Genomic DNA, 24,520 nt, shown 5'->3' on the forward strand with positions numbered 1-24,520 from the left:
TGCAATGGAATATTTTACAATTGCTTTACCTTTCACGGTTATCCTTGATGTAGGCATAAACGGCAACGTCCCGCAACCTAATGATTGCAGGATATATCTAATAATAAACTAAATTGCTGATTATAAGCGCATTATAATCGGGGGGGGGGTATTTTTCAAAACCTCCTTTTTCCCAATCAATCTGGCGAATGAGTCAGTATGTAAGGCAGATATTATCATAACGCCGGTTCTTACAGTACGGTAAACGTGTAAATTAAAGGTTGTAGATCTCTTTTTTTACGTAAGCAAATGAGTGACACGTGAGAATCATAACCCTTTCAGGCGTATGTCTCAAAAAAAGATATCTTTTCTCTGCGCCAAAGTTAATTAAAATTTTTCACAATCCAATGTTTTTATAAACAAAATTTATTTTTTAGATAAAAAAATTTTTTAGATTGACATTTATCCCCTTTTTTAACTTAACTTTCAATAAAAAATCAAGTATAAACCATTAAAAGGGAAAGGTGTTATTAATGTATGATTCTACGTTTACACCGACGCTTATCTCTTTTGCCCATATTGCTTTTGGCTCTCACAGGTTGCACTCAGAGATTCTTCGCCCTCTCAGAACAGGAGGGCGACGTGGTAAATGTGCGTTTTTTCTGGGATAATGCCATTAATGCCGATCCTGAAGGGATGACCCTGCTGTTCTATTCCTCGGATAAGGGGGGTGGTATATGGAGATTTGATATCGCGGGAAGAGATGGAGGTCAGATAGAATTGCCTTTCGGACATTACAGGATGCTTGCCGTCAACAATGACATTGCCGGGATAATACTTTCCGGACAGGATCAGGAATCTTCCGTGATGCTATCCACGACCGAGCGTGCCGACCATGTCGCAATCATGTGTCCCGGTATGTCTTACGGTTGCCGTATGAAGGATGTGACGGTATCACCATGCGGCGTCGGATACACGGGGGAAGATAACGATGTCAAAGAATGCGGAGCCTCTGTCATAAAATGCTATCCCGACACCCTGTCTACAATATATCATCTTATTATCAATGACGTGGAGGGGATGGAGTATCTGCGCAGTGCGAAGGCATACGTGGAGGGTCCCGCCAAAGGGATGAACCTCTCTTCACTGACGCCTGTCGCGCCATCGCTGTCAATGCCTTGCACAATGACAACCGACCTGATAGGCGGCACGCTTGACGGCACCACCTGCGGATTTCCTTTGCCTGATGATACGACGGAATATGGAGTGACCCTCAACGTCACGTCAAAATCCGGCAAATCGTATTCAAAGAAATTCACCGCATCCGATTTGACGGTCAACACTTTCTCTATCCACTGCGTTTATATTACAATAAGCGGACTCTCGATTCCGTCGGAACCGGGACCTACTCCTCCCGATAAAGACGATGATGTAGGCATTGACGTGGATGTAGACGGCTGGAACGTGATAGAGATTGACCTTTCCACCTGACTATGGAATATATCCGCAAATATAAGAATTTATAATCTTAATACATATATATATGAAAAAGACAACATTGATTTCATCAGCCCTGATCATCGCCTCCGGTGCGACTCTTCTGTCGGCTTGTTCAAATGATGAGACTAACGATCCGATAGAACCGTCATCTGGCAACCGTATACGATTTGCCGCATCTACCGAACTCACCCGCAGCGGGGATATCACGACAAACAATCTGAATTCATTCAACGTCTATGCTTATACCGGGAACGCCACCGCCCCAAAGATATTCATGGATAACGTGCTTGTCAGCAAGACTGCCTCCAACGTATGGACATATTCTCCGGTAAAGTATTGGCCTGCAAAGGAGACGGTCGATTTCTATGCTTTCGCACCCACCTCTTGGGTAGGTGCGACAGGACCGCTTGCACCAGTGGAATACGTTGACCAGGGGGGCGTGGAGGATATCGTGTATGCCGTAAGTCCCAATCTTTCGGGGAATACGGGAAGTGCAAATCCTCAGGTGATATTCAACTTCCGACATGCCCTGTCAAAAGTGACGGTCAAGCTGAGCTCTACCAATACGAGTCTGGCAGTAAGGGTGACAAATGTAGCCATGTCAAATATTACCACGAAAGGTAATTTCCACTTCCCCGGAGAATCCACCGCCACGGAATCTTCTGATCTCAACACCGGACACTGGACTGACCAGAATACCCCCTCGACATATATATACCACATGTCGCAGAGTCATGATGACGTAATCCTGCTCACCACTACGCCGAACGACCTCAGCAGCTCCGACCTTGCCTTGGGAGGGCCGAAATATCTGATCCCGCAGCCTTTGACATGGAGAAGCAGCGGCATGGGCAACGACACCTACCTCGCGGTGATGTGCTCCGTATACGATGCCACCACGGGCGACAAGCTCTGGCCTAACGCCAACACCCCAAAAGAGAACATCGTGGAAGGTAGCACATACGGCGACGGCCTGCTGAAATTCCCACTCTCCACAAGTTCATTCTCCGAGTGGAAACCCGGCTATCAGTATATCTACAACGTGGTCATCAACTCCAATGAAGAGATGGGGTCCATCGATTTCGGCACCCCGACCGTCGACACCTACGTCAACATCACCACCAATTACCAGTAAATTTTTAAAATGCGCTCGCACTCCAGAGCAGCTTATCGCGCAGAATCGTCGCAAACGTCGAATCCTTCCGTCTGACGAGCCGCGTCACAAAACCCGCGCGTTTCACCCATATCTTCTCCCCTTCCGGCATCAGATACGAGCAATCGTCAAGACTCAGCCGGAACCGTCCCGTGCGGCTCTCTACCGTCAGTTCCAGTTCCGAACCGCCCCCGACCACGAGAGGACGTACCGTCAGCGTGTGAGGCGCGACAGGCGACAGCGTGATGCAATCGATTGTAGGTTCCAATATCGGCCCCCCCGCAGAGAGATTATAACCGGTGCTCCCCGTGGGGGTCGATACTATCAACCCGTCGCAGCGGTAAGTGGCGAGATAACTGCCGTTGATCTCCGTGTTGACGGAAATCATCGATGATGACTCCTCTTTCATCAGAGCCACCTCATTGAGGGCATAATGCCAGCAACCATCCGGGAAAGCAGAACTCTGCACCCAGAGAAGCATCCGGCGCTCCACGATGACATCGCCACGGCATATCGCCCCTATCATCTCCCCCACCTCCTCAAGCCGGCAACTTGCCAGGAATCCGAGATGACCCGTGTTGACACCAAGAATCGGGATCTCCCGCTTACCTACCCAACGTGCGGCGCGCAGGAACGTGCCGTCGCCGCCGATGCTTATGACCAGCCCCGTCCCTTCCGGAATATCCTCCACCACCTCTGCCCCGTGCATGTCTATGCCATGCGCAGCAAGATAGCCGGCGATCTTAGTATGGACCGCCACTTTAAAACCGATACCCTCAAAATGCGCGAAAAGCCCGGCAAGCTCCTTCAGATAGGGATCTTGCCTGCGGCTTCCGAATATTGCTACTTTATTTGTCAGTTCCATTATATTATGTCAATACGTCCCGACCCTGCACGGATCGGTGCGCAATCATACGTTAAGCAACGCCTGAAGTGCCATAAGCCGCTCCGTCGCTATCGCGGCATCACGTACGCCGTCGGAAGAGCCGTGTGCCTCAAGCACCTTGAAGTCATAACGCTCCAGACTCCTCACGGCTGCCGACGGATCGGAATGACGCAAGCGAAGCGTGACGCGGATGTGCCCGTCTGCCGACGGCGAGGAGAACAGGTCGACCAGATGCGCGTCGCTATCCTCCACGGCATGCGCCAGCTGGCTCGCGCTGTAGTCCTCCGGACGGCATTCCACAGTGACCTCACTGCAATCGTCGCGTGCCGCTATCATCCTTGCCAGACCCTCAAGCATCGAGGTCTGGTCTACTACTCCGAGTGTTGTTTCCCCGTCGCTGACTCCCACCTCTCGTCCGGGAGCATCAAGCAGACGTGGCAACAATTCCAATAGCGGCATATCTGCCTCGACTATCCTGCCTGGCATACGGTCCGCTACTGTCTTTCCGGGTGATAATATCTCTTTTGCTGTCATATTTGTCTGCTCCTTACTATTTTTAACTATTACTTACTAATTAAAAAACGTCATCCGTGCGTTTTTTTCTTTGTCTCAACGTCCTTTTTTTATATTTTTGCAGTTTAATCACGGAAGACCGAACTTTCACGCCCCGAAAAGGGTTGAAAATAGGGAATCCATGCGGAAAACGCTGCTGATGGTTCAAAGTTACAAATTTTGTGCCGAATTTCATAACATGACACAAAAATTTAGCAATCAAACCGCCGCAGCCGTGTTTCCCACAGTTCTATATTATAAACAATTATCTGACAATGACCCGATTAAGCGTAAACATCAATAAAGTCGCCACTCTGCGCAACGCGCGGGGGGAGAACGTGCCGGATGTAGTGAAATTTGCCATTGACTGCGAACGATTTGGCGCACAGGGCATCACCGTACATCCGCGTCCCGACGAACGCCACATCACACGCGCCGACGTGAGAGCCCTCCGTCCCGTGGTGACCACCGAATTCAACATCGAGGGCTACCCCGCCCCCGAATTCATGGATCTCGTCATCGAAGTTCGCCCCGACCAGGTGACACTCGTGCCCGACTCACCCTCCGCCGTAACATCAAACGCCGGATGGGACGTCATCGCCAACGAGGCTTTCCTGCGAGGGATATGTGCCCGACTACGCGAAGCCGGAATACGCTCATCAATATTCGTTGACGCCGACCCTGACCAGGTGAGGAAAGCAGCCGAAGTGGGAGCCGACCGCGTGGAGCTTTATACCAAGCCATACGCCGACAACTACGCCACCGACCCTGCCGCAGCCGTAGCCCCCTTCGTCAAAGCATCGCAGACAGCCCTCGAGATCGGCATCGGACTCAACGCCGGACACGACCTCAACCTCGACAACCTCGCCTACTTCCACGCCTCCCTCCCCCTCCTCGATGAAGTAAGCATCGGGCACGCCCTCATCTCCGACGCCCTCTACCTCGGCATCTCCGAGACCATCCGCCGCTACCGCGCCTGCCTCTAATCAAAAGCCGAAGCTGCGAAGCAAAGAAGCCAGGCAGCGAAGCAAAGAAGCGAAGCAAAGAAGGCAGGCAGTGCGCAGCCGTTTTGATCCAGGTGTGAGCGCGAAGCGCGAAAATCCCGCGAAAAAATCCCAAAGCAAATCCCAAAGCAAAAAGAAACAAAAAAACAACATAACCAAATGAACACCCTCTCATTCTGGTCGCTCGTCATGGACGGCGGCTACATCATGATCCCTCTTGCTGTGCTCCTTATAGTCAGCATATACATATTCATCGAGCGATGCTTCGCCCTCATGCGCGCATCACGCAACGACGAGACCTTCATGAAGCGCATACGCGACTACATCATGGAAGGCGACATCGAAAACGCCGTCAACCTCTGCAAACGCACCGATACACCCTACGCCCGGCTCATCCTCAAAGGCGTGAACCGCATCGGACGCCCCATGAACGACGTGCTCGTAGCAATCGAAAACACCGGCAACATTGAAGTGACCAACCTCACAAAAGGCTTCACATGGCTCTCCACAACAGCCGCCGGAGCCCCCATGCTCGGATTCCTCGGCACCGTGACCGGTATGATCGAAGCCTTCTTCGCACTCGCCAACGCCGGAACATCCGCCAACATCACCGTCCTCTCCTCCGGCATCTACCAGGCCCTCGTCACTACCGTAGCCGGTCTCGTCGTCGGTATCGCCGCCCTCTTCGCCTACAACTTCCTCGTGTCGCGCGTAAACCGCATCATGAACTCCCTTGAGGCAAAGACCATGGAATTCATGGACCTCCTCAACGAGCCGTCATGACAATCCTCTCCCAGAATCTGTAACAATCCATAATCCACGATAAGAATGGCACTGAAGAAACCATTTCAGACGCTTGACACCTTCTCCATGTCGTCGATGACAGACGTCATATTCCTCCTGCTCATCTTCTTCATGGTGACATCGACTCTGATCTTCCCCGCAGCCATCGACGTCAACCTCCCGCAAAGCAGCGAACAGACCTCGCTAAAGCCAATCACGGAAGTATACATCGATGCCGAATCCAAATTATATCTCGTGGCTGACCGCAACGACTCTATCGAAGAGAACTCCACAGCCCGACCCGTAACCCGCGATGAACTCCTCGCCGACCTTCTCCTCATACAGCAGCAGGACTCGCTCCGTGCCGTCGCACTATACGCCGACAGCACTGTCGCGTATGCCCGCGTGATTGAAGTGCTCGACCTCGCCGCACGCAACAACCTGCGGCTCGTTCTCGCAACCCGTAGCTCCCAGAAATGAAAAAAGATAACAACGACAGACTGTCCGCACTGCTACTGACGCTGCTCTTCTCGGTGGCAATCGTCATCACCCTCTTCTATGGTAAGATCTCATGGGAGAGCGTGCAGGTAGCGAAGACCACGCCCCCCGACCTGATGATGCCAGAGGAGGAAGAGCTATTCATCGAGCCGGAACTGAAAGAGCTTGGCGAGGAGAATGCGGTAAAAAACAGTAAGCCGGCACCCGCCGTCAAAGGTGAACCCGACCCCGGACCAGAGGATAACGCCGAGATAATCGAGCCGGCACCGAAGGCGGAACCGAAACCTAAGCCCACCCCTCCCAAACCGAAACTCAACACACAGAAGAAGGAGAGCGCAGTCAAGGCAGAGGAGCCCGACAAGACCGAAAAAGAGCGTAAGAAAGCCACGAGCACCGTGGCAAACAAATTCTCGCCCAAGAACGGATCCACCGAAGGCACACCCGAAGGCGCGACCGGAGCTGGAGGCACCGGAGTCGGGGTCAGCGGCAACGCCCACGGACGCAGCTTCATCAGTTGTCCCAAGCCAGACGTAGCCCTACGCCACAAGACAATAGTCACCGTCAACGTCGTGATCGACGCCGAAGGACGCGTCACAGAAGCCACCGCCAAAGGGAGTGCCGACGCCACCATACGCCGCAAATGCGAGGCAGCCGCACGCCAGGCCCGCTGGTCAGCAAAAAAAGGCGCCACCTCCACACGCGGCTCCATCACCTTCACCATCACCCCCCGCTAATCCCCCGACAGCCCCCGAGACCGCAAGCTCCTCAGGAAAGCAAGCCAAGAGGCTTGCAAATCAATAGAACCGCAAGCCCCCGGGGGCTTGCGCCAACCCACAAAAAAAGCGCACATGAGATTGCAATCTCATGTGCGCTTTCAAGTTACTGGAGTTCCGTGCCCGAGCCCATGGGCGAGGGGTGCCGAGAAGTGCCGTCCCTCACGTCCCTCCCCTTCAGAGGACAAGAGGTGCCGTCACCTCCCTCCTCCTCCCATCCGGAGTCAAAAGAAAATACCGTTCCCACAAATCCGCAATCAGAATGCCATCCTCCCCCGCCTCCGACACTCGCCGGAAAATCCTCCCCCTACCGTCAGAACCATCCTCCCGCAAACCACCGGAGCCATTCCCCTCCGGCGAGCCATCCTCCGGCAGAAACACCACATCCCCATACACCGGCACATTCGTCAGCATCCATCCCCCATGGCACCGCCTCCTGACGCGCAACATACCGTCCACCCCCGGCACCTCCAGATAATACCCCATCCATCGTGCCGCCGACATCCCATCCCGCGTCACAAACCAAAACTCCGGACAACCCCGGGGAGAAAGCCCCTCCCCACTCCTCACAAACTCAATCCCACCAATCCGCATAAAACAAAGCTATCCATCCGGTCATCGCAAACATATCCCCCTAAAGAAGATCATCATCTGCCCTATACCGCATATCCTTACCGCTCATGTGGGTAAGACAAAGGTAAACGCAGATTCTATCTGACATAATTCAGCCTTATTTAGTTTAGATATTAAGAATATTAATTATAACTTTGTAAAATCTAAAGTACCACTTTATAATTTACAAACTATGAACGAATGTAAGTGGTAATTATCCGGTTCCATATTAAAAATGCATGACAATTGCTGACCAGATAGCCATCATTATTAATTTGCATGTGTTAAAAAAATGGAGATATTGATTAGTTCCCGACCAGAGAAAGAGCGAGGTATTAGGGTTATCAAGTGCCTTGTAGGATATCTTCTGTCCCGGCAGAATTTCTCAAGCGGTATGCGTGGATCTCCACCTCTGTCTTTTACTGAAACCAGTAGTGTACCAGCTCCCAATACTTCGATACCGCCTCCCCATCAATTTTTATTTTTGTCGATGCAAAGCTATATATTTTTCACAAGGACCAAGAAATTACCACTTACGAGACGTTTACGTAAATTTTTAAGTTATGACAAACGCTCTTTTATATTTTCAAGCGATTCTATGAAACGACGGAATCCTACATTATTTAATGATGCCGCCTTAATATCCTTCCCCTTTTTCTTTTGTTTCAGAATCAATTCATAGGCTGCTCTTGCCTTATCTGAATTTTTATTATCTTTATTGATATTTCCTCGGTCTTTCAACAGATGATTGATAACCCCTACACAATTATTGGTCTTACAGGTCATCTTACTGTCAGCAGAAATAAAAGGAATCAGCCAACACTCCGTTTAATGAATAGCGATAGCAAACACCAAATTATCCCTATCAAAATCCTGATGCACATGAGAGGTCAGCATCCTTACAACTTCCTCATAAAGTTTCTCATGATCCTCATATTCCCCCATCAACCCATAATCCTCTCTTACATCAGTATCTATGTGGACAATGACAAAACGGCAACCCTCAGATATAGCCTCCAGAATCATCTGATCCTCACCCTTTATATATTGCAATACACCTTGCCAGGATCCGAATCCGTCTTGTTTACCATCAGGAGTCTCCTTAGGTTTCAAAGGAATGACATACGCATCATACTCACGTAAAAACCTTTCCGTGATATGTTTAAGAATCCGATAGTCGGAAATTCCCTCGCAGACTATTCCAATTTTAACGCTCATGATAAATCCATTCAGAAATTATCCGGCAATCCACCAATAAGACCACTCATCCAAAGTTGAGAAAGTTTCATCTTACGGTCCTTTCTGTATGGCACACGTTCCAGACGGGTATGACCATCAATGTCTCGCCGTGCCACAAACAGACGTATCCTATCGTCCTCCAGATCCAACGCATCGAGCACAAAAGGACTATGCGTAGTGACAATCACTTGTTTATCCCCGGCAATCGTTCTCTCTACAAGATAATTTATAAGACGTGTGAGAAGTTTCGGATTAAGAGCCGATTCTATATTATCAACAGCAAAAAAACGCGGCATGTCATGACTGTTAAAGAGAGTAAGATAAAACAACATAAACAGAAAACCCTCATTAGTGCTTCTTTGGTCAAAATAATGCAAGGAATCCTTCAGATACCTGTCGCCAATAGAAAGGCGATACTCATCCGACATCAGATTTTCCGGCACCATGAATCCGTCAAACCAGTCAAGCAACGAAAGGCCATTATTTATCTCATCAAACAATTGGCTGTTACGTTCCTCAGCCATCTCCTTAAGATACTTCAACAGACCTTCTCCATGCACACCCAACGGAAAAATCGATGTATCGAAAGTCTTGCGTAAGAAATGTTCTGTCGGGCGATATACTAGAAACCTTTCCAGGTCGGTAGATTTTGTGGCAAACGACTTGATAAGATCCTCTACATCACTGACGTCATATACCTTCTCACCACTGCTTTCAATCATGGGTTTTAATATACTTACAGCCAAATCCTTATCCGTCTTCAGCATTTCATATATTCCACGATTGGCCATAAATGCAAGATCAATCCATCTTTTGACCTCATCCAGATATATTATTTTGTTTACATGACGAGTATCACTACAATCAATAGCGATATTTATAGCATTAATTTTCTTACTACCATCATCATTATCTTCTGTAGGAGCATCCTCCTCATCATCAAATGCGTTAAACATGAATTTCGGTTCAGACATTCTCACATCCCTATTCACAAGATATTCATAATCAAGTTTATTTTGGGATGCAGCACTTGCGAAAGAGATAGCCTCAAGAATATTAGATTTTCCGCAACCGTTAGGGCCAATAATGACATTGAAACTCCCCGGATTGAATTTCAGATCCACTATCGACTTAAAGTTTTGTATCTTTATGCGGTCAATCATAATGCTTAAATGGTTTAAGGTTTAAAGTTTATGGTTTATTATCATTACGTTTTGTATAATGAAAAGATTCATAGATTGCCGTGAATCTTAAACCTTAAACAATAAACTGTAAACCACTGAAGTGCAGCTTGCGAAACTTCAGTTAAATAATTTGTCAAGCAAATTTACAAACAAAATCCGAAAAAACCAAAAACATTCTATCCGAACACGGTTCTCCCTGGCAATAGCCCTCGCCATCTCTGCTCGCTGTTCCGAAGCCTGAGCCTGCTCCCTTGAGTCTTCGAGCATCTGCTGCAGGAGTATGATCAGTTTTGATTTCTCGTCTGGACTCATTGCTGAATATGGATCATCAAACGGATCCGGAGTGGTTTCCCGGAGTCGGAGTCGTGATAAGGTTGCCCTTCACGGTTACCGGTACAACCATGAGCCGTGTATCGGTATACCACTTGTCAAACAGGTTGTATGGCACATTGTTCTTTTTACAGTATGCCTGTATCGATACTCCCCCGAGGCATTGCTTCGGCCATATAGCCGACATAGAATCTTTCAAAATCTGAGTCACTGTACATATTTTTCGAGTTAAAAATTTGTCAGTGCAATGATAGATCTTATTTAATTCCCATGCCATACGTCAAAATTGGACGCTTACATAAAAAAAGCTATCCAGACTCATCCCCCCATAAAGGGGAGAAAAAAAGCCAAATAAATTTATACGAGTATTTGAATAAGTCTAATAAATTGAGTAATTTTGCATATAGAATCGAGTAATTTCACATCTCAATTTGAGTAAATTTACATATAGAATTGAGTAAATTTACATCTCAATTTGAACTAAAAGGCAAAACTTAGGAAACAATTACACAATATGGAATACATTCGTCAACAATACAATATACTTAAAGACCGGATTCTTGAACCACGAAAGTTTATACAAGTTTTAGCCGGTCCAAGACAAGTTGGGAAATCCACGCTTATCACTCAAGTGTTAAGAAGCATCTCAATTCCACACTCAATAGAAGTGGCTGACGGAGTAGATCCAAACGATAGTGACTGGATACACCGAGTATGGGAGGCGGCTCGAGTCACTATGGAAATCCGCAAAGAACGAGAATATCTTCTTGTGATTGATGAAATCCAAAAAATCAATAATTGGAGTGAAATTGTAAAGAGAGAATGGGATGAAGACACACGTAAGAACATAAATCTCAAAGTCGTCATCCTTGGGAGCAGCAGATTATTACTAAAGAAAGGACTCACTGAGTCATTGGCAGGACGTTTTGAATTAATTCGTCTGGGACACTGGAGTTACAAAGAAATGAACGATGCTTTCGGAATGACCCTTGATCAATACATATACTTCGGAGGCTATCCCGGACCTGCCAGCCTGATTGGAGATGAGAAACGTTGGAAAAAATATATTAAAGACTCTCTTGTAGCTCCTGCAATTGAGAAAGACGTCATAATGACATCCAACATTTACAAGCCGGCCCTAATGAAGCAACTCTTTGAACTCGGATGTAGCTACTCAGCGGAAATCCTATCCCTGACAAAACTTATGGGGCAACTTCAAGATGCCGGAAACGTGACCACATTGGCATCATACCTGACAATACTTGACGAATGCGCGCTATTGACAGGATTGCAGAAATTCTCAATAGATGAAGCTCGCAAACGAAACTCTCTTCCAAAATATCAAGTATATAACAATGCATTACTCACTGCATACAAGGGGCATTCATTCATCGTAGACCGAACCGACTCCAAAATATGGGGACGTTGGGTAGAAAGTGCAATTGGCACACATCTTTTAAGCATGGCTGATGAATTAGACTACAAAGTTTACTATTGGCGAGAATCATCAAGAGATAAAAATGGAAATCTGGAAGTAGACTTCATAATATACAACGATGGAGAGATCACCGCAATCGAAGTGAAAAGCGGGCGCCGCTCCACAAACTCAGGGCTACCTGCATTCGTAAAGCAATTCCACCCCAAGAAAGCCTTTGTAGTTGGCACCGGAGGCATATCGATAGAAGACTTTCTAAAAAGCGACATCGAAATCCTCCTGCAATAACCCACAGGCACAATCCCCCTACATACTGTTGTCACCACTTCACCCTTTCGAATGCAGCAGGCAGCGATCGGAGCAAAATCACTCCGACTTGAAAGTAATATCGTCTGTACGGGGATGCACAAACTCAAATTCAAGAGTACGTGCCAGTCCCTCGTCGAGGGTATAAGGAGCCTTGAAACCGGATGAATGTACCTTCTTCGCATCAAACTCCGTAGTGGCACAGAATTTCTTCACACGAACCGAAGAGACAGTCAGTTTCTTGCCCGTAACCTTGGCAAGCACATCAAAACAGTAACCGCCCATCATACCAAGCCAATACGGGAAATGGGTTGCCGGGATATGCTTGTTCAAGACCTTGCTAACATGCGCTACAAGCTGATTCATATTGTTGTCAGGCTTATCAATATAATTGAATACATTATACCCCTTCGTGACATTATCAATCATAAACTTGACAAAGGCAACGATATTGCCCACATACGCCATCGACTTCTTGTTCTCACCCTTACCGACCATCAAGAATTTACCCGAAGATATCTGCTTCAGAAGATTATACACATTCCCCCGGTTACGTTCACCAAAAATCACCGTAGGACGAATAATATCGATATTCCAGTCGGGATGAGACTTATACCATTTCTGCAATACCTCCTCCGCCTGCCATTTCGACTTACCATAATGGTTAAACGGATCAGCAGGATGATTCTCATCCGGATTCCTCTTATTAAGACCATACACAGCCACCGACGAGAAGAAAATAATCCTCTTGATACCATTCCTCTCCATCGCCTTAAGAGTCACCTCCATGCCGCCCACATTAGTGTCATAATAGAGCGACACCGGCGTAACATCATCGCGATGCTGCGCAGCAAGAAGCACAACCACATCCGCGCCCTTCAGCTCGCGGTCCATCTGCTCCTGCTCGCGCACATCCCCAATCGTGGTGACATCATTAAAGAAATGGCTCGGCAACAGGTCAATATTCTTACAATCATACTTCTGCGGCTCCTCACGTAAGAGCCCAAGAAGGCGGGTGCCAACAAATCCGCTGGCACCGATCATTGCTATCTTCATAATATATTATTGTTTTATTTTTTACTTACCGCCAAACGATTCTTGTAATCTCGTTTCTGTTTAATCTTCTTATAGAAATAATATGGCAGGAAATATCCACCTAAAATAATTGCAGCTACCGGTTTGGAATATCCACATTCCTGATGATACACATTAAAATTATAGCGCAACATCTCTATCTTATTTGAAGATATTGAACCGGACCTGACCCGATACAGAGCCAAGGGCTTTTGAAGACCATGAGCCTCCCCTATCTCCTTTATTATTCTCTGCCACAGACACCAATCCTGTCTTTTTCGGATAGAGGGCATATAATGCTTTCCAATCTTACCGGCATCATATATTGCAGTAAGGCAACCTATACCATTATCCCTCAATATCTTTGGATATGTCAATTTCCTTAGGCACCCGACAAATCCATTGATATTTCCGTTTTCATCACAAGTATCATAAGAACTATACGTCAGACCATATCCATTTTTAACCATGAAATCCAACTGACATTCAAGTTTATCAGGATACCACCGGTCATCACTGTCACAAAAAGCAATAAAACGCCCCTTTGCCTCCTTGATTGAATTATTCCTCGCTACACCGGCACCGGAATTCTTCTCAAGCTTAAACAACTTTATACGGGAATCCTTCTCAACATAACTGCTTATTACCTCACGGGATTTGTCTGTAGAGCAATCATCCGTTATAAGCAATTCCCAATTCGTATAAGTTTGTGATAAAATAGAATCGATTGTCTCCCCTATAAAATCCGCACAATTATAGGATGGGGTTACAATCGACACAAGTCCATAATCTTTCATAGAAAAATTCCGACACCTCCGTGTCAGCAAAATATAATATAATTTATAATTTAATTTTCTCTCCCAACTTATACTCCCACTCATGAGGTGTTATAGGTGTGTATCCACCGGCAGGATGGAAAGTCATTTCTCCAAAATAGACATTCCCTTCATGCACATAAAGATCGACGCGCACAAAAGGCCAACCTTCTGATAATTTCTTGGCAACCGACACCATCTCATCAAATTCCTTTGGTCGTTCAGCGTCTCCATCCATAGAGTCATTGGCAGTCGTAAATCCAGCTTTTTTCCAATTCATATCGTAGAAGACCTTTCTATGATTCCCGAATCTGTCAATATAGAGTTCAACGAATGTTGGAGTGCCATTAAAACAGAAAAATTTATAATCTGTAATATTGTATTCCAACATTCTCTCACATATTATCTTATTCTCTCCTTTATAATTTGGTTCCCTTGATAAATAATAATTGTTAACACCAAGCCAATCTACAAGAGTTTTCTTTACCTTCGGAAGATTAAGTTGAGATTTATCCTTACATATAATATTGAAGCCAGACCCTTTTGTCAATTTCAATACAAATTGATTCGGAAGATAATTGAAATCTATATCCTCAACCTTTGTTGTCTCAAATTTTCCAGACTTGGATAACGGAATAAGATCCACTAAATATTTATCACCAATAACTCCACCAACCCATTCTCGGACATCGTACTTATCGGATAATTGGCTCTTCTTTTCAATCGGTCCATTTTTCTTAAGCCATTGCAACTTTTCACTAAAGGTTTTCGGATGAGTTATGTTCATCCAGTGATAACCGACACCAAACCGTCTATGCATTATCCAACCAAGCAGATTATGATAAAGAGTATCGGGCAATAGTCTGAAAATATACTTATTCAAGCTATAATACAAATTTCGATATTTCCCTGCCATATCTATTCCTTAAATATTATTTTCTGACCCTTTTATAATGTTTTATCCAATCAATCTCCATCTCAACTGGCAAATCTTCTTCGTCAATCGCACCTACCCAATTACCGCCCAATTGCATATCAACTAAGATAAACCAGTCTTGAAAAAATGGATATTGATCTTTATTCTGTGATAACTCTTTGTTCGGATAAATAAATGTTTTTTCTCCATTAACATAAAAAGTCACAGCGTCTTCCGTTATCTCCACCCCATAAATATTAAATTCATCAATATTTATCTGCGCCTTTTTAGAATGCTTCGGATTAAATTGTTTAAGTTTAGTAATATAATAGCTATGTACGGTTTGATATATATATGGATCAAAATTCAAATGTTCAACAACATCAATCTCTCCATCCCAAGGATAATTTTTACCTTGCTTAAACGGTCTAAGCCATAATGCCGGCCAAGCTCCCTGTGCCCCATTTATTTTTACCCTAAACTCAAATCTTCCGGGACTAAACGATTTCTTATATTTAGTATATATTCCTCCAGTCAAATATTTGGATGTATCATTCGATTTATTATCATTAAGTATACCCCTTAATATAAGACATCCGTTTCTTAAATCAAAACATCTATCATCATCTGACATCATATCATTCCAAGCATATTTCCCTCTTGGAATCTTACTCCATATCAGTGTATCTATCTCCTGTTTATCAAAATTTTCAACCCAATCAAGCACCCAATCATCATAGTTGAGTTTTGAATAACTGTCATCTCTGTTATCTCCAAATACCAAAACAGAAGTCAAGCCAAATAACAATATTCCCAAAAATATAATACAATATCTATACCTTTTAAGCAACGCTACCATATCCACTACTACAAATTATTGATTCATAATACATTACCCCCCCGAAAACATATTCTTGTATTTTATTACCTTTGCAGGATTTCCGGCAACAATTGCATTTGCCGGGACATCCTTAACCACAACACTGCCGGCTCCTATTACAGAATTATCCCCAATTGAAATATCTCCAAGAATTATGGAATGGGCCCCTATCCAAACATTATTTCCAATCACAGGAAGTTTTTTATGGCCACTCTTTCCGCCTATGGTTATTCCATGCAATAATACACAATTGGATCCAATTTTCACTTTTGGATGAAACAATGAACCAAGCGCCATGTGCGGAAATTTTGTACCCTTACCAATCTCTAATTCCGGTGGAATGTCAGCAGATAATACCACTCTGATTATAAAGCGAGATAAAGAAGCAATCGGTTTTAAATGATGATGGAATAGCCAATTACTTATTTTCCATAAAATCCAAAGTTTATCGTATCTCATTATTTCAATTAAACAAGTTAAATGAATCTTTTATACTTTTCTATCGATTCAATCGCAATTCTATCCCACGAAAATTCCTTAGATGCATCAATGGCATTTTGATTGTATTTTTTCCAATTTGCCGGATATTCCTCCAACATTTTCTTTATCGTTGATGCAATCTTTTCCGGTTCAATCTCCGTAATCCAACCACAATCATACTCATCTATCACATCCGCCATATTTGTTTCCTTTGTTATTATACAAGGAAGACCATAAGACAAAGCTTCAAGTATACCCATTGGCATACCCTCGTATCTTGAAGTCAGTATAAAAATATCTGAATCTTTGAATGCTCTTATCTTTGCTTCGCCGTAAGCAGTCCCATAGAAATCAGCAAACCCCTCAAAACCATGAATAGACTCTTTAAATACGTCAATCTCATTCTCATGACCATTACCATAAAAAGAGAAATGCACCTTATCCTGTAATCCATCCTTATAAAGAATCTGAACTGCCTTTATTAATTTATCCAATCCTTTATGATGGATTTTAATTCGACCTAAATATAATATATTTATCTTATTAAAATCCTTATTTTTATTTACATTTGATAATTCTGATTTAGGACAACCATTAGGTATAATTATCGCATTTGGATTAATATCCTTTACTATTGAATTGTCATATTCAGCTTTATTCAAATATATTATCGCATTCGCTTTTTTTATGAACCGATTATAGAGCAATAGATTCGCAATCCTTTTTTTAATGTAACTTTTTTTATAGTTATCTCTACTTAATGCGCCATGAAGTTGTATGAAATAAGGAATTCTAATACCATGCAAAAAAGAATAAAATCGAATATATTCTTTTTTATACAATGAATGAAATACACATATATCGGGTTTAAATGATTCTACTATTTTTCTAAAGTTACTTAAATTCTGCACCTCAATGAATGAAGGCAATGGCTCTTTTTTATGTATCACAGTCAAGGTGAGAACATCTTGTCCTACTTTAATTTGCGCTTTAGATAAATTTAATAATACTTGCGTAATACCATTTGTCTCACTTGAGACATTCCCTATGTGTAAAATCTTCATAGCAAATTATAAAATATAGTACTTTATTATCGTAATAATCCAAGCATAATAAGTTGATAAAATTGTTGAAGTTGTAATACATCCATTACGACTTCAACAATTTCACCAACTTATGAATTACTCTCAACAAAAATATATTATCACTATAATCTTTCTGTCTCCAATACCTTATATAATGAAATGGAATAGCTTTAACAGTTTCATTTTCCATTAATTGATATAACTCCGGAAATTGATTTGCCAATATCCCATCAAATTCCTTCAAATTTGCATACTGGACAGTGTCTCCAATCTTAATCAAACATATACGATATAATGAAGGCGTTTTTTCGCGCAATCTATACTCAAGGTATTCTTTATGGTATAAAGATATCTTATCCTTATGTTCAGAATAAATCTGCAATAAATGCTTCACAACAAACATTGTTTGACCTACAGCTTTCTGACTAACCGAAGTATTTACAGTTTGACCTTCCCTTCCTATCAAATATTTATATATAACCTTTCCATAAAATGAGACAGTCTCCACTTTTGTCATTGGAAGAAACATCCACTCCATATCTGTATATGAGACTCCTTCAGTTTGAACATAAGCTATATTTCTAAAAACATTTCTATTATAAGTGACCGAATGCATCTGAAATTCCGGAATCGAGATACGTAAAAGAACATCCTTAAATAGGAAAATAGTCAAATCATTCTTTAGAGAAAATCGATTTTTCTTAGTTGTTATTCCAGATTCATTTACAATGTCGTAATCGCTTACAACCAAGTCAACATCTACTTTAGAAAGATAATCTATAAACTCATCTAAGTTACTTTTTTCAAAACTATCATCGGCATCCAGAACTTTAATATATTTACCGACTGCCTCTTTTAATCCCCTGTTTATACACGATCCATAATTCCCATTGGATTTATCAATAACCCTAATACTTTGAGGATATTTTGTCTCGTATCTTCTACCAATTTCCAATGTTCTGTCCTTGCTTCCATCATTAATAATTAAGATATCCAGACTATCTATCTTTTCCACCAATAATGAATCAATACATTGTGGAAGATACTTCTCCATATTATAGGATGGTATTATTATTGACAATATCTTCTTCATATTTAATCAAATAAATTTAATACTTTAGATACAATTGGAGCCATATCATAGTACTTATACTCAGCAAGTCTTCCGCCAAAAATTATTCCTTGCTCTTTATATGCTAAATCTTTATACTTTAAAAATATAGCTTGATTTCGAGCATCATTTACAGGATAGAACGGTTCCATACCATCTTTCCATTCTGTTGAGTATTCTCTGGATATTATTGTATGAGGATTATCATAGACCGCATTACCGAAAGTCTCAAAATGCTTATGTTCTATGATGCGGGTAAAGGGGACATTGGCAGATGTATAGTTCACAACTGCATTACCTTGATAGTTTGGGTTATCAAGTATCTCGGTCTCAAAACGGACGGTGCGGTATTCAAGTTTTCCAAATCTATAACCATAGTACTCATCTATCTTACCAGTGAATACAACCTTATCTGCCATATCCATCCATTTCTCTCGATTATTGAAGAAATCAACATCAAGCATCACATCAGAACCCTCTAAAAGTCCATCTATCAGTTTATTGTAGCCTCCTATCGGTATGCCCTGATACGCATCATTGAAATAATTATTATCAAAAGTAAGACGTACAGGCAAACGACGGATAATAAATGCAGGTAATTCATTACACGGACGACCCCATTGCTTTTCCGTATATCCCTTAATCAGCTGCTCATAAATATCCCTACCAATTAATGAAAGAGCCTGTTCTTCAAGATTCCGGGGTTCAGTAATTCCATCCGTCTTCATCTTATTGACAGCATCCTTTCTCTGTTCCTCTAATTTACAGGCAGCTTCTTCCGGAGTTTTGACTCCCCACATCTGATAAAACGTATTCATATTAAATGGCAAATTATAAAGTTTGCCATCTGGAGCTTGCGCAACCGGACAATTAGTATATCGATTAAATGGAACTATTGAATTTACAAAATCCCACACTCTCTTATCCGAAGTATGAAAGATATGGGCACCATACACATGCACATTTATATCTTCTATCTGTCGACAATACAAATTTCCACCGGAATGAGACCGTTTTTCAATGACAAGACATCTCAATCCCTTTTTGTGCGCAAGATAAGCAAATGTAGCACCGAATAATCCGGCACCCACAATCAAATAATCGTATTCTTTCATTTTTTGAGTTTTAAAAGACTCTGTATTTTGAGTTTCAGAAACTTAAAGAATATAGTATTCATTGAATAATCATATTTCTTTATAATTCCTTTTAATTTCTTTAATTCATTCCAATTTGATTGTTTTATACATTTGATAAATGGATTAAAAATAAGTGAATCAAAAATTCGTATATTTTTTTCTTCCAAGAATCGGTTTTTTTCCGCAAAAACATCTACTGCAAGTTCCTGTTTAGACCAATCTGATGTTTTAGAAACTGAATTAACACGATTTGTTATAATATAAGCAACAGTGTCTTCTATAATAATATCCTTACAATAAAAGCTTATAGTATAAGAAAAATATGTATCATTATGAACTCTACACTCTCTAAATCTTATATTATTGGAAGTTATAATTTCTCTTTTTATTATTCTGCACCAAGGTTCTCCAAATAAATACCTTAAATTAAGTAATCCTTTTTCTGAATCTAATTTAAATAAATCAATATACTTATTTAAGTGCGTTGATCTATTCGATAATTTATAGGAAACATCATCTAAAGACAATGCGTTAAATATCACCATGTCAGCATAAGATTCTTTATACTTATCCAAAATCTCGTTTAGAGAGGGTAGAAAAAAATCGTCAGCATCCGCAAATATTACATATTTTCCAATTGCTTTTGATAAACCTATATTTCTGGCTAATCCACCACCTCCATTATATGGAGTGGTATAATATTCCACATATTCAAAATTTTTCCGAATATAATTTAGAAAATCTATCCCTTCCTGTGGCGAGCAATCATCTACTACAATAATCTGAAGATCCACTCTTCTTGGTATCGATTGCAGCAACCTGACAAGTCTGGATGGGATACCATAGTGAGGAATTATTATCGTGAACGTATACTTATGTTCATCCATATCAAAATAAACTTTTTAATTTCATACTACCTGAACAAAATTTTTTAAATGAGAAATCACACTTCATCAATCCCCATATAAAAAAAAGGAAATAGAACAAGGGATAAAAAGCACGCATTAATGGTTCCACGCAACATTGCAATAGAATTGTTATTATTATCAAAAATATATAAGCTTTATAAAATGTAGGTATATATTTATCCTTACGTAGAATATTTAAATTTTTAAAAAATCTAAATGTTATGATAAACAATAGAATAAAAGCAAAATATCCACTATCAATGCCTGCGTCCAACCAAATATTATGAGCCATCACATATCGACCTTCATACCATAATCCCTGACTACCAAATGGATGTGTCAATATATACATAGGAGAACTAAGCCATCTGCCAATTCGACCGCCACCTGTAGCTGCACCACCATTATATTCATTAATCTCTCTTGCAGCAAAGCCATCAATAACAGATGTCACCAAAACACTATCCTTAAATTGAATATATATAACAATTAGAAAAAACAATAATAATCCAATTGTTTTAAATATTTTTTTAGAATCTAAACCATCCCAAAAATAACCTATTATCAATGATAGAACGGCCATCAATATTCCCGTTCTATTCAACAAATGTAATGTTGAAAGCAAGGCAAATACAGAAAGAATCACGACTAGGAATTTAAACTTTCTCTCAAAGGAATCTTTCGTTCTAATAAATAACATTCCAATTCCTCCAATTGCCATAGAAAGCATTGAATTATGCTGAGTTGCAGGAACTACACCTTCCAAATCAATACCGTCCTCCCCGGCAATTGATCTTGTAGCATTCACGATTGCACCTGTCTCTACATAATCAAATAAATTATTTACAATAGACCATATTGCAAAACAGAAAACAAGTGAAAATAACACTATTATTACAGTAATCGGATGCGTACATCTTTTACATATGTATATACCGGATTCATACATTACCAACGGATAAAATAAATGAAATACGATAACCGAAGTTGCAGGTCTATTTGGATGTAATAATCTGAAAAAAGTATATGACAAACTAAATAAAATAATCAAACACGCATTCTTATCCAATCTATAAGTTCCATAAATCCAACATAGGGGCAACAAGAGAATCCATAAATATAAAGCATAACCATTTAAAATTTGAGGAATTGCACCTATCAATAGAATAGATAAAAACAACCAATTTTTTTCTAAATCAATCTTATATTTATATTCTAAGACTTGACTCATTCTTTTAAAAATTCAATAAAAACAAACGAGTTTAAATTATTATTCAAAAAATTTTGAATAATACTTTCTTTTAACAATATCGCTAATATAACTCCGTTCAACTTTTGTCAACCCAATCAAATAAATAAGAATCAGAAAGGTCAATAATGAACATAATCCATATATTATCAAGCCAATAATATCGTGTGTTACGATTTGGTAATACATATATGCAAAACCTGTTGCAACGACAAGACATGGAATACTTCTTAAATATACTCGTCTAAGAAATAAACTATAACTAAAATTCACAACTTCATGCAGAAGAATTAATCTTGCAACCAGTGCAATTATTGCCATAATAATTCCGACAAACATCACGCAGTAGGGGTTTCCTCCAAGCTTAAGCCACAACCATGACAACGGAATGTTTGCAATCATGATTATAGATATAACTATCTGGAATTTTTTTATCTTTCCTGTAGCCTGAAGTGACGTGGTGATTGGACTTACCACGCAATCTATAAGCGACATTATCAGACCAAGTTGCATGAATCCTATTATCAATGGGGTTATCTCGTCAAGCCATAATGCAAGAATTGTAGGGGTACAAACAACCAAGGGAACAACTACTATTGACATCAAGATAAATGACAGACGGCATCCATTATATAGCAACTGAACCATTCCCTCAATATCTCCAGACGCATATTTCTTTGTTATCTGCGGATTTATCGCCATTGTAAAGTTGGAGGCAAAACCATTTATCACTCCGCAGACCTGTGTGGAAATTCCTTTGGCAGCATTGACAGCTACATTGAAAAACATATTCAACAATATGTTAACACCCTGATCCCTTACCGAAAATCCCATGTTTCCGAAGAAACTCCATCCGGCAAATGAGAACATATCCCTTATAAGTTTCTTATCTTTGAATTTCCTAAACCGACACTCCTCAAAATGATATCTGCAATATAAGGAATACATGAGTCGCATGACTCCTGACACGCATAGAATCAATATAGCGTAAACAACCAACCGATCTCCCGGTAGAACAACCACCAACAGTACAGCTCCAAGTTTCAGCAAAACTTCTATTATTCCAAAATATCCGTATATCTTCATGTGCTCATGAGCTACAATACAGGCATTATACGGAACACTGACAATATTTATCATGAAGGCAGCTATGGAACACTGATACACCCAATTGGCAGCATACATCCTCGCCTCCGGTATATTCATTCTTACATTGAGGAACCACAATCCAATGCTTTCCGCAAGAATTAATATGCCGATAGCCAAAAACACATGAACTACTACTGAAATAGAGAATGTTTTCTGAAGTCCGACCTTATCACCTTTTCCCAATGCGAACGAGATAAACCGCTGAGATGAGGCTATCATTGCATTATTCAGGAATGCAAACATCAACACTATACCTCCGACAACATTATAAATACCGTAGTTGTCAATTCCCAACACTTTCCACAGCAATCGAATTGTGTAGAGATTGACAGCAATCGACACAATCATCCTAAGGTAAAGGAACATTGTGTTCTTTGCTATTCTTTTATTGTCAACAGAAGGCATAGGTATCGTAAATGTTCAATTTTGACGTGTGGGTCAGGAGAAAGGGATTCAAAGGTAAACCCACTGGTAAACGTCCTATTTTGACGTATAGGTTAGGAGAAAGGGCTTCAACGCCCCTTCTCTTAATTTTTGTCAAAAAATTAGATTGTTTTTAATTTTTGTTAACACTAATTCCGATGGTCATCGGCAGTAACTGACCATAGTTCCGGTTGCCGTTAACTATCTCTCGGAAGAGTTTCTTGAGATAATCTAGCGCTGATATCCCATACATCCGACAGGTGGAGACGAGCGTGTAATATGCCGCCGAGGCCCTTGCCATCTTGTGACTCCCGAAGAATAGGGAGTTCTTTCGTTTTCCATATATTTACCACAAATGACACTGGGATCGCAGAGATTTTTTACTTTTTTCTCCGTGATCTCCGAGAACTCTGTGGTTGTTCCACTACAGAAGCGTCTGACAGAGCCTTCCTAAGCTCGGCAATAAGCCTGTCCTGCTCCGCGAGTCTATTGTCCTTGATACGGTTGGAGGCCAGCAACTCATTCATGCCCCTCAGAAGTTCATCCATTTTACGGCTCATCCCCTCTGTCCTGGCTCGATCTTCCCTGGCAACAGTCTCCGCTTTAACAGCTCGATGTTCCAAAGCCTGAGCCTGCTCCCTTGAGTCTTCGAGCATCTGTTGCAGGAGTATGATCAGTTTTGATTTCTCGTCTGGACTCATTGCTGAATATGGATTATCAAACGGCTCCGGAGTGGTTTCCCAGAGTCGGAGTCGAGATAAAACCACCCTTCACTGTTACCGGTACAACCATGAGCCGTGTATCAGTATACCACTTGTCAAACAGGTTGTACGGCACGTTGTTCTTTTTACAGTATGCCTGTATCGACACTCCCCGTGGCATTGCCTCGGCCATATAGCCGACATAGAATCTTTCACAATTGAGTCACTGTACATATTTTGCGAGTTAAAAATTTGTCAGTGCAAAGATAGGGCTTATTCCTTAGCAATGCCATACGTCAAAATTGGACGCTTACATGGTGATGAATATACCCTATTATAAATTTAGGATTATCTATTTT

General features: G+C 41.8%; 26 protein-coding genes. 7 read left to right on the forward strand and 19 right to left on the reverse strand.

The window, feature by feature from the left end; genetic code table 11:
* The first annotated feature begins 516 nt into the window (after positions 1-516).
* Both E5331_RS06100 and E5331_RS06105 read left to right on the forward strand, forming a co-directional pair.
* Positions 517-1,470, forward strand: coding sequence for a DUF5119 domain-containing protein (locus tag E5331_RS06100; RefSeq protein WP_123482582.1), 954 nt, complete (start codon positions 517-519; stop codon positions 1,468-1,470).
* A 52-nt stretch (positions 1,471-1,522) separates the two neighbouring features.
* Complete coding sequence (locus E5331_RS06105) at positions 1,523-2,614, forward strand: fimbrillin family protein (RefSeq protein ID WP_123482583.1); 1,092 nt, start codon at positions 1,523-1,525, stop codon at positions 2,612-2,614.
* A 4-nt stretch (positions 2,615-2,618) separates the two neighbouring features.
* On the opposite strand, the gene E5331_RS06110 is transcribed toward E5331_RS06105, so the two are convergent.
* Entirely contained in the window at positions 2,619-3,497 is an 879-nt protein-coding gene (locus E5331_RS06110) for an NAD(+)/NADH kinase (RefSeq protein ID WP_123482584.1), read from the reverse strand.
* Between the two features lie 45 nt (positions 3,498-3,542).
* Entirely contained in the window at positions 3,543-4,052 is a 510-nt protein-coding gene (locus E5331_RS06115; RefSeq protein ID WP_123482585.1) for a hypothetical protein, read from the reverse strand.
* Between the two features lie 293 nt (positions 4,053-4,345).
* Here E5331_RS06115 and E5331_RS06120 point away from each other — a divergent pair, with 293 nt between their 5' ends.
* The 4 genes from E5331_RS06120 (at position 4,346) to E5331_RS06135 (ending at position 7,089) form a co-directional block, all read left to right on the forward strand.
* Entirely contained in the window at positions 4,346-5,056 is a 711-nt protein-coding gene (locus tag E5331_RS06120; protein ID WP_123482586.1) for a pyridoxine 5'-phosphate synthase, read from the forward strand.
* Positions 5,057-5,233: 177 nt separating this feature from the next.
* Positions 5,234-5,857: a MotA/TolQ/ExbB proton channel family protein gene (locus tag E5331_RS06125; RefSeq protein WP_123482587.1), complete on the forward strand. Its 624-nt coding sequence runs from the start codon at positions 5,234-5,236 to the stop codon at positions 5,855-5,857.
* Positions 5,858-5,902: 45 nt separating this feature from the next.
* Positions 5,903-6,337 carry an ExbD/TolR family protein gene (locus E5331_RS06130; protein ID WP_123482588.1) on the forward strand — a complete coding sequence of 145 codons (435 nt, stop codon included), beginning with the start codon at positions 5,903-5,905 and terminating at the stop codon, positions 6,335-6,337.
* Positions 6,334-7,089 (forward strand): energy transducer TonB, encoded by a 756-nt coding sequence (locus E5331_RS06135; RefSeq protein WP_123482589.1) that lies wholly within the window; start codon positions 6,334-6,336, stop codon positions 7,087-7,089. Before E5331_RS06130 ends, E5331_RS06135 begins: the two co-directional genes overlap by 4 nt.
* A 216-nt stretch (positions 7,090-7,305) precedes the next feature.
* Here E5331_RS06135 and E5331_RS06140 read toward each other — a convergent pair whose 3' ends face one another.
* The 5 genes from E5331_RS06140 to E5331_RS06160 all read right to left on the reverse strand — a co-directional run bounded on the left by E5331_RS06140 (position 7,306) and on the right by E5331_RS06160 (position 10,704).
* A complete protein-coding gene (locus E5331_RS06140) occupies positions 7,306-7,722 on the reverse strand; it encodes a hypothetical protein (protein ID WP_123482590.1) in 417 nt (138 codons plus the stop codon).
* 579 nt (positions 7,723-8,301) lie between these two features.
* Positions 8,302-8,481, reverse strand: a complete 180-nt coding sequence (locus E5331_RS06145; protein WP_135984254.1) for a hypothetical protein — start codon at positions 8,479-8,481, stop codon at positions 8,302-8,304.
* 87 nt (positions 8,482-8,568) lie between these two features.
* The gene (locus tag E5331_RS06150) at positions 8,569-8,958 is read right to left on the reverse strand and encodes a hypothetical protein (protein ID WP_123482592.1); all 390 of its coding nucleotides are present in this window, start codon (positions 8,956-8,958) and stop codon (positions 8,569-8,571) included.
* An 11-nt stretch (positions 8,959-8,969) separates the two neighbouring features.
* Entirely contained in the window at positions 8,970-10,142 is a 1,173-nt protein-coding gene (locus E5331_RS06155) for an AAA family ATPase (RefSeq protein ID WP_123482593.1), read from the reverse strand.
* Positions 10,143-10,491: 349 nt separating this feature from the next.
* A complete protein-coding gene (locus E5331_RS06160; protein ID WP_275441104.1) occupies positions 10,492-10,704 on the reverse strand; it encodes a hypothetical protein in 213 nt (70 codons plus the stop codon).
* A 303-nt stretch (positions 10,705-11,007) separates the two neighbouring features.
* Here E5331_RS06160 and E5331_RS06165 point away from each other — a divergent pair, with 303 nt between their 5' ends.
* Complete coding sequence (locus tag E5331_RS06165) at positions 11,008-12,216, forward strand: ATP-binding protein (protein WP_123482595.1); 1,209 nt, start codon at positions 11,008-11,010, stop codon at positions 12,214-12,216.
* 78 nt (positions 12,217-12,294) lie between these two features.
* Here the strand turns inward: E5331_RS06165 and E5331_RS06170 are convergent, their stop codons facing one another.
* The 12 genes from E5331_RS06170 to E5331_RS06225 all read right to left on the reverse strand — a co-directional run bounded on the left by E5331_RS06170 (position 12,295) and on the right by E5331_RS06225 (position 24,227).
* Positions 12,295-13,290 (reverse strand): NAD-dependent epimerase/dehydratase family protein, encoded by a 996-nt coding sequence (locus E5331_RS06170; protein ID WP_123482596.1) that lies wholly within the window; start codon positions 13,288-13,290, stop codon positions 12,295-12,297.
* 14 nt (positions 13,291-13,304) lie between these two features.
* Positions 13,305-14,105 (reverse strand): glycosyltransferase family 2 protein, encoded by an 801-nt coding sequence (locus E5331_RS06175; RefSeq protein ID WP_123482597.1) that lies wholly within the window; start codon positions 14,103-14,105, stop codon positions 13,305-13,307.
* Positions 14,106-14,148: 43 nt separating this feature from the next.
* Positions 14,149-15,039 (reverse strand): ATP-grasp fold amidoligase family protein, encoded by an 891-nt coding sequence (locus E5331_RS06180; RefSeq protein WP_123482598.1) that lies wholly within the window; start codon positions 15,037-15,039, stop codon positions 14,149-14,151.
* Positions 15,040-15,055: 16 nt separating this feature from the next.
* Positions 15,056-15,898: a glycoside hydrolase family 16 protein gene (locus E5331_RS06185; protein ID WP_123482599.1), complete on the reverse strand. Its 843-nt coding sequence runs from the start codon at positions 15,896-15,898 to the stop codon at positions 15,056-15,058.
* Positions 15,899-15,931: 33 nt separating this feature from the next.
* Positions 15,932-16,378, reverse strand: coding sequence for a serine O-acetyltransferase (locus E5331_RS06190; protein ID WP_123482600.1), 447 nt, complete (start codon positions 16,376-16,378; stop codon positions 15,932-15,934).
* A gap of 17 nt (positions 16,379-16,395) precedes the next feature.
* On the reverse strand, positions 16,396-17,463 hold the full coding sequence (locus E5331_RS06195; RefSeq protein ID WP_123482601.1) for a glycosyltransferase: 1,068 nt from the start codon (positions 17,461-17,463) through the stop codon (positions 16,396-16,398).
* A gap of 85 nt (positions 17,464-17,548) precedes the next feature.
* Positions 17,549-18,577 (reverse strand): glycosyltransferase family 2 protein, encoded by a 1,029-nt coding sequence (locus tag E5331_RS06200; RefSeq protein ID WP_123482602.1) that lies wholly within the window; start codon positions 18,575-18,577, stop codon positions 17,549-17,551.
* Positions 18,578-18,579: 2 nt separating this feature from the next.
* The gene (gene glf / locus E5331_RS06205) at positions 18,580-19,710 is read right to left on the reverse strand and encodes a UDP-galactopyranose mutase (RefSeq protein WP_123482603.1); all 1,131 of its coding nucleotides are present in this window, start codon (positions 19,708-19,710) and stop codon (positions 18,580-18,582) included.
* Positions 19,707-20,618 (reverse strand): glycosyltransferase family 2 protein, encoded by a 912-nt coding sequence (locus tag E5331_RS06210; RefSeq protein ID WP_123482604.1) that lies wholly within the window; start codon positions 20,616-20,618, stop codon positions 19,707-19,709. Before E5331_RS06210 ends, glf begins: the two co-directional genes overlap by 4 nt.
* 1 nt (position 20,619) lies before the next feature.
* Positions 20,620-21,870: an O-antigen ligase family protein gene (locus E5331_RS06215; protein WP_135984259.1), complete on the reverse strand. Its 1,251-nt coding sequence runs from the start codon at positions 21,868-21,870 to the stop codon at positions 20,620-20,622.
* Between the two features lie 39 nt (positions 21,871-21,909).
* Positions 21,910-23,442 carry a lipopolysaccharide biosynthesis protein gene (locus E5331_RS06220; protein WP_123482606.1) on the reverse strand — a complete coding sequence of 511 codons (1,533 nt, stop codon included), beginning with the start codon at positions 23,440-23,442 and terminating at the stop codon, positions 21,910-21,912.
* Positions 23,443-23,840: 398 nt separating this feature from the next.
* Positions 23,841-24,227 carry a hypothetical protein gene (locus tag E5331_RS06225; RefSeq protein WP_136013226.1) on the reverse strand — a complete coding sequence of 129 codons (387 nt, stop codon included), beginning with the start codon at positions 24,225-24,227 and terminating at the stop codon, positions 23,841-23,843.
* Between the last annotated feature and the right edge of the window lie 293 nt (positions 24,228-24,520).

Source organism: Lepagella muris (assembly GCF_004793975.1).
Taxonomy (GTDB): domain Bacteria; phylum Bacteroidota; class Bacteroidia; order Bacteroidales; family Muribaculaceae; genus Lepagella; species Lepagella muris.